This is a genomic window from Methylobacterium sp. B1 (assembly GCF_000333255.1).
Lineage (GTDB): Bacteria > Pseudomonadota > Alphaproteobacteria > Rhizobiales > Beijerinckiaceae > Methylobacterium > Methylobacterium fujisawaense.
In genome coordinates this window covers 1-4,175 of the sequence record NZ_BACT01000623.1, presented here as the reverse complement: position 1 = coordinate 4,175, position 4,175 = coordinate 1, and the positions used below count along the sequence as shown (strand labels likewise).

At 65.1% G+C, this 4,175-nt stretch carries 4 protein-coding genes and 1 pseudogene; 3 read left to right on the top strand and 2 right to left on the bottom strand.

What is annotated here, in order from left to right; translation table 11 throughout:
• Positions 1 to 172: aminotransferase class IV (locus I53_RS18520; protein WP_374701346.1), on the bottom strand; the 172-nt coding region annotated here is incomplete at its 3' end.
• Between I53_RS18520 and I53_RS18515 the strand changes: the two genes are divergently transcribed.
• Positions 162 to 1,688: an efflux transporter outer membrane subunit gene (locus tag I53_RS18515; protein WP_374701345.1), complete on the top strand. Its 1,527-nt coding sequence runs from the start codon at positions 162 to 164 to the stop codon at positions 1,686 to 1,688. The genes I53_RS18520 and I53_RS18515 overlap by 11 nt on opposite strands.
• A 712-nt stretch (positions 1,689 to 2,400) precedes the next feature.
• Here I53_RS18515 and I53_RS31515 read toward each other — a convergent pair.
• Positions 2,401 to 3,015, bottom strand: coding sequence for an NIPSNAP family protein (locus I53_RS31515; protein WP_083936099.1), 615 nt, complete (start codon positions 3,013 to 3,015; stop codon positions 2,401 to 2,403).
• A 314-nt stretch (positions 3,016 to 3,329) separates the two neighbouring features.
• Between I53_RS31515 and I53_RS18510 the strand changes: the two genes are divergently transcribed.
• Together I53_RS18510 and I53_RS18505 are read left to right on the top strand one after the other, a co-directional pair.
• On the top strand, positions 3,330 to 3,926 hold the full coding sequence (locus tag I53_RS18510) for a TetR/AcrR family transcriptional regulator (protein ID WP_043353320.1): 597 nt from the start codon (positions 3,330 to 3,332) through the stop codon (positions 3,924 to 3,926).
• 18 nt (positions 3,927 to 3,944) lie between these two features.
• Positions 3,945 to 4,175 (top strand): annotated as a pseudogene (locus I53_RS18505) (ABC transporter ATP-binding protein); the annotation flags it as partial.

Below are 4,175 nucleotides of genomic sequence, written 5' to 3'. Positions count from 1 at the left end.
GGCATCCGAAGGCCGAGGCGCTGGTGTAGAAGGCCTCCTGTGCCGCGTAGGCCTCCTCGACCGGAATCAGCCGCTCCTCGATCCGCAGATCCGCCTCCTGGGCGAGGCGCAGGACCGACGCCCGGGTGATGCCCGGCAGGAGCGCCGTGGAGAGCGGCCGGGTGACGAGCACGCGGTCGCGCCCCGCCCCGACGATCACGGAGTCGAGCGACTATCTGGACACCGGCCTGCCGGCCCGGACGCCGCTCCCGCTTTTTGCACGAACCAGCACGGCGGAGCCGGTGGTGGCGTGGTGGCTCGCCTTCCGCGATCCGATCCTGGCGCAGCTGGAGGATCGCGTCGCGTCGCAGAACCTCGACGTGCAGACCGCTACGGCACGTCTGTTCGAGAGCCGGGCGCAACTCGGCACCGCGGCCGCGGCCGGGCTTCCGACGCTCAACGGACAGGGCAGCGCCTATCGCCAGCAATACAGCAAGAACGGCACGATCGGGCTGCTGTCGAATTCCCTCGGCGGCCTCTCCGGGAGCAGCGGCTCCACCGCATCGAGCAGCAGCTTGACCGCGCCGCTGACGAACGGGTTCGAGAGTTACACGCTGGGTTTCGACGCGTCCTGGGAGCTCGACCTTTGGGGCAAGGTCCGTCGCTCCGTCGAATCCGCCCAGGCACAGGCGGACGCATCGGCGGAGCAGCGGCGCAATGCGCTGGTCTCCAGTCAGGCCGAATTGGCGCGCGACTACGTGCAGCTTCGCGGCACCCAGGAGCAGATCCGGATCGATCTGGCCAACATCCGGGTCAACGAGCAGATCCTCGACGTGGTGCGGATCCGGCAGCAGAAAGGCCTTGTCACCGGCCTCGACACGGCTAACGCGGCCCAGCAGGTCGAGGCGATCAAGGCGCAGCTGCCCCCGCTCCAGCAGCAGGAGATCCAGCAGATCAACGCGATCTCGCTGCTGCTGGGCGAGCCACCGCTCGCCCTATCGCAGGAGTTGGTCACCGGTCGGTCGATCCCGCCGGTGCCGCCGCGCGTGCCGGTGGGATTGCCGTCGAGCCTGGTCCTGCGCCGCCCCGACATCCGGCAGGCGGAGGCGAACCTGCATTCCGCCGTCGCCGAGATCGGGGTCGCCGAAGCACAGTTCTTCCCGACCGTGACGCTGAGCGCGAGCCCGACTGTGAATGCGGTCGATCCGGGCAAGATCTTCCGAGGTTCGTCCCTGCAATACATGAATGTAGGTCCGTCGATTTCCATCCCGCTGTTCGAAGGCGGGCGGTTGAAAGCGAACCTCGTGCTCCAGCGGGCTCGGCAGCAGGAGGCGGCGATCGCCTACCAGAAGGCCGTCCTTCAGGGCTGGCACGACGTCGTCAACGCGCTCGCGTCGCTCAAGGGCGACGAAGCGCGGCGGGCCCGGCTCGCCCGGCAGGTGGCCGATGCGCGGCAGGCGCTCGCACTGTCGCGGGCACGCTACACGCAAGGCGTCGAGATCTTCACCACGGTCCTGCAGGCCTCGCAGACCGTGCTCCAGGCCGAGACCAACCTGGTCCAGGCGACGGCCGCCATCTCCACGGACTTCGTGGCCCTGTCCAAAGCGCTGGGTGGAGGCTGGGAAACCACCTTCCCGCCCAGTCCGACGCCGCCGTTGGTCTTGTCCCGCGTCGCGATTCCGGCGTCAGACATCACGCACACCAAATGATAATGCCATAATATTTGGTATGCCGATTGTAGGGATTTTGATTGGTTCAACTTGGAAACGGATTGACGGATCGCTTGATTTGAGCTGCGATGTCCTGGGAGCGAGCATCAATATATGCGATCAATGATCGCCGCATATTTATGAACGCCAACGGTGGCGAGCAAAGTCGTTAGGTTCAATACGTGAAGCGATGATCGATTTGATCATCGCCATGTCCATGTACGGGTCTTCGCTCAATAACACGTCCAATGAGCTGATTGAGCGCGTTCATCTTTCAGGTGATGTTGACGGAAAGCAGATCCCGTGGAGGCGCGCGTGAACTCAGCGTATCCGCGTTTTGGAATTGCAATGCATGCTCGATGCCCTGAGCGCGACCTTCATTAAAAGATGCGTCACCGGCAGGCAGCCCTGAGAGATCTGCATCCAGCAAAATGGACCCGGCTATGCTGGAAAAACAGCACATCCGCTTTCAGACGGTGCGGCGCAAAGGCAGACGATCCCCTAACCACCCAACCAAGTCGTTCAGGAGCGCCCGCCTGCGGGGCGGGAAATGGCCGAAAGCAGATGGTCCGTTTCTGAGAAGGGCCGTCGAAAAAGCGGACTGTTTCTTACCGACCCATGCTGAGCATACGGAAGATCGCCAACGTAACCCGAAAGCTGTCATATGCGAGTTACAGCTCAGGGTCGTCTGAGAGCGGTGATGGCGGGCCATTCAGGCCAGGGGAGACGGTCCCTGTGGGAGCGCAATAGTCGAGGTCGCTTCGGCAATCTGCTCGGGGCCTCCCTTCGGCGGCCAGACACCCGCTCCATAGGCGTGCGAGCGTAACTCGGCCCGCTCCTTCAAGCTTTTGAAGCTCCAGACATGTGTGATCCGCGGCGCTCCATCGAGGGCGTACATGTTTGTGACGAGATGCTCGGTATACTCGCGTGCTGGTACCATAGCCGCTTCCCAGCCCGCGAGCGTTGGCGGCAACCCACCGGGCTTCAGGCGGTAGGTCCGAAACTCGTACACCCCGCCACGATCCCCGGTCCGGATCGGCGGTAGAAAGGGAAACGGCGCGTAGCTGTCCATGTCCAGCGCCGTCACCACGCTCCCCGCATTGAAGGGGTTAGGATTCAGGAGCGCGCGGCGGCGCTCGGCTGTCATGTCCTCCGGTGCCTCGAACCCACGCAGCACGATCAGGCGGCCGAGTGTTCCTATTTCGGTCCGCCAGCAGCCAAGCAGCTCACCCTTGGCCTCGGCATCATTCACCCAGTCATAAACGCCTTCGGATGCTCGACCGACTGCAAGCAACGGACACGAAAGGGTAGCGAGTTCGTAGAGCATGTGGACCTCGGCGCCGTGCGTTCAAAGCGAGAGCGCTCCGTTGGTTTCAATGAGCCTGATCTGCGCCTGCCACGAGTCGGAAGCGGGAGAAGATACACCGTCCGCTTCTGTCCATCTCCGCCCGAAAGCGCATCGTCGAAGACCCCCCATCGGACACGCCCGTTGGATAACTGGGCACCGGCTGACGATGGCCGAACGCCACGAGCCTGCTCGCCCGTCGCTCGCACACGACAGCCGGATTCCCGAGCTTGAAAGATACCGATCGGTATGTATGTTCTGGCTGCGCCGAATCTCGTTCGCTGCCGGGAAGAGCCATGGCGACCGCCTACAACCGCAAGAAGCAGCCAAAGCTCGTCCGGCGGACGCTCCTCGATTGCGCCGCCAAGCTCGCGCTGGAACAGGGCTTGGCCGCCGTCACGGTGCAGGCGGTCAGCCACGCCGCCGGCGTGACCAAAGGGGCGCTGTTCCACCACTTCCCAAGCAAGCAGGCGCTGGTCGAGGGCGTCGTCGCCGACCTCATCGCGCAGCTTGACGCAGATATCGACGCCGCCATGGCGAAGGATCCTCGTCCGTACGGGCGGTACACGCGGGCTTACGTCGACATCACCCTGCACGACCCGATGATCACCGAGGGCGGCCAGTGGGCTGCCCTACACATCTCGATTCTCGCCGAGCCCACCTTGCGCCGGATGGTGTCGGACTGGTTCGCGGAACGCCTGCACCGCCACCGGGATACCGACGGGGATGCCGACCTGGAGTTCGTCCGGCTCGCCGCCGACGGCGCATGGATCGCCTACCTCGTGCGCGAGAAGCCGACCGACCCGGTGCCGGAACTCGGCGCGCTCCGCGCACGGCTCATCGCGATGACCCTGGCCGAACCGAAGCCAGCCTCGGGCGGGGACAGGGGCTGAGCGATGGGACCGACTTCGATGCACGGATTCGCTCCCGCCCACGGGGCGGACGGGCCGGATGACCTGACGGGATACGACGACCTGGCCGCCCGGCACGTTTCCGCTGGGCGAGTCCTCGGCCTGTTCCGCCCCTACGCGGGCCGGATCGCCCTCGTCCTCGGGCTGATCGCGCTCGCGACGGCGGCGGGGCTCGCCGCCCCGTTCCTGCTCCGGGAGATCATCGACGTCGCGCTGCCGCGGGGCGACGTG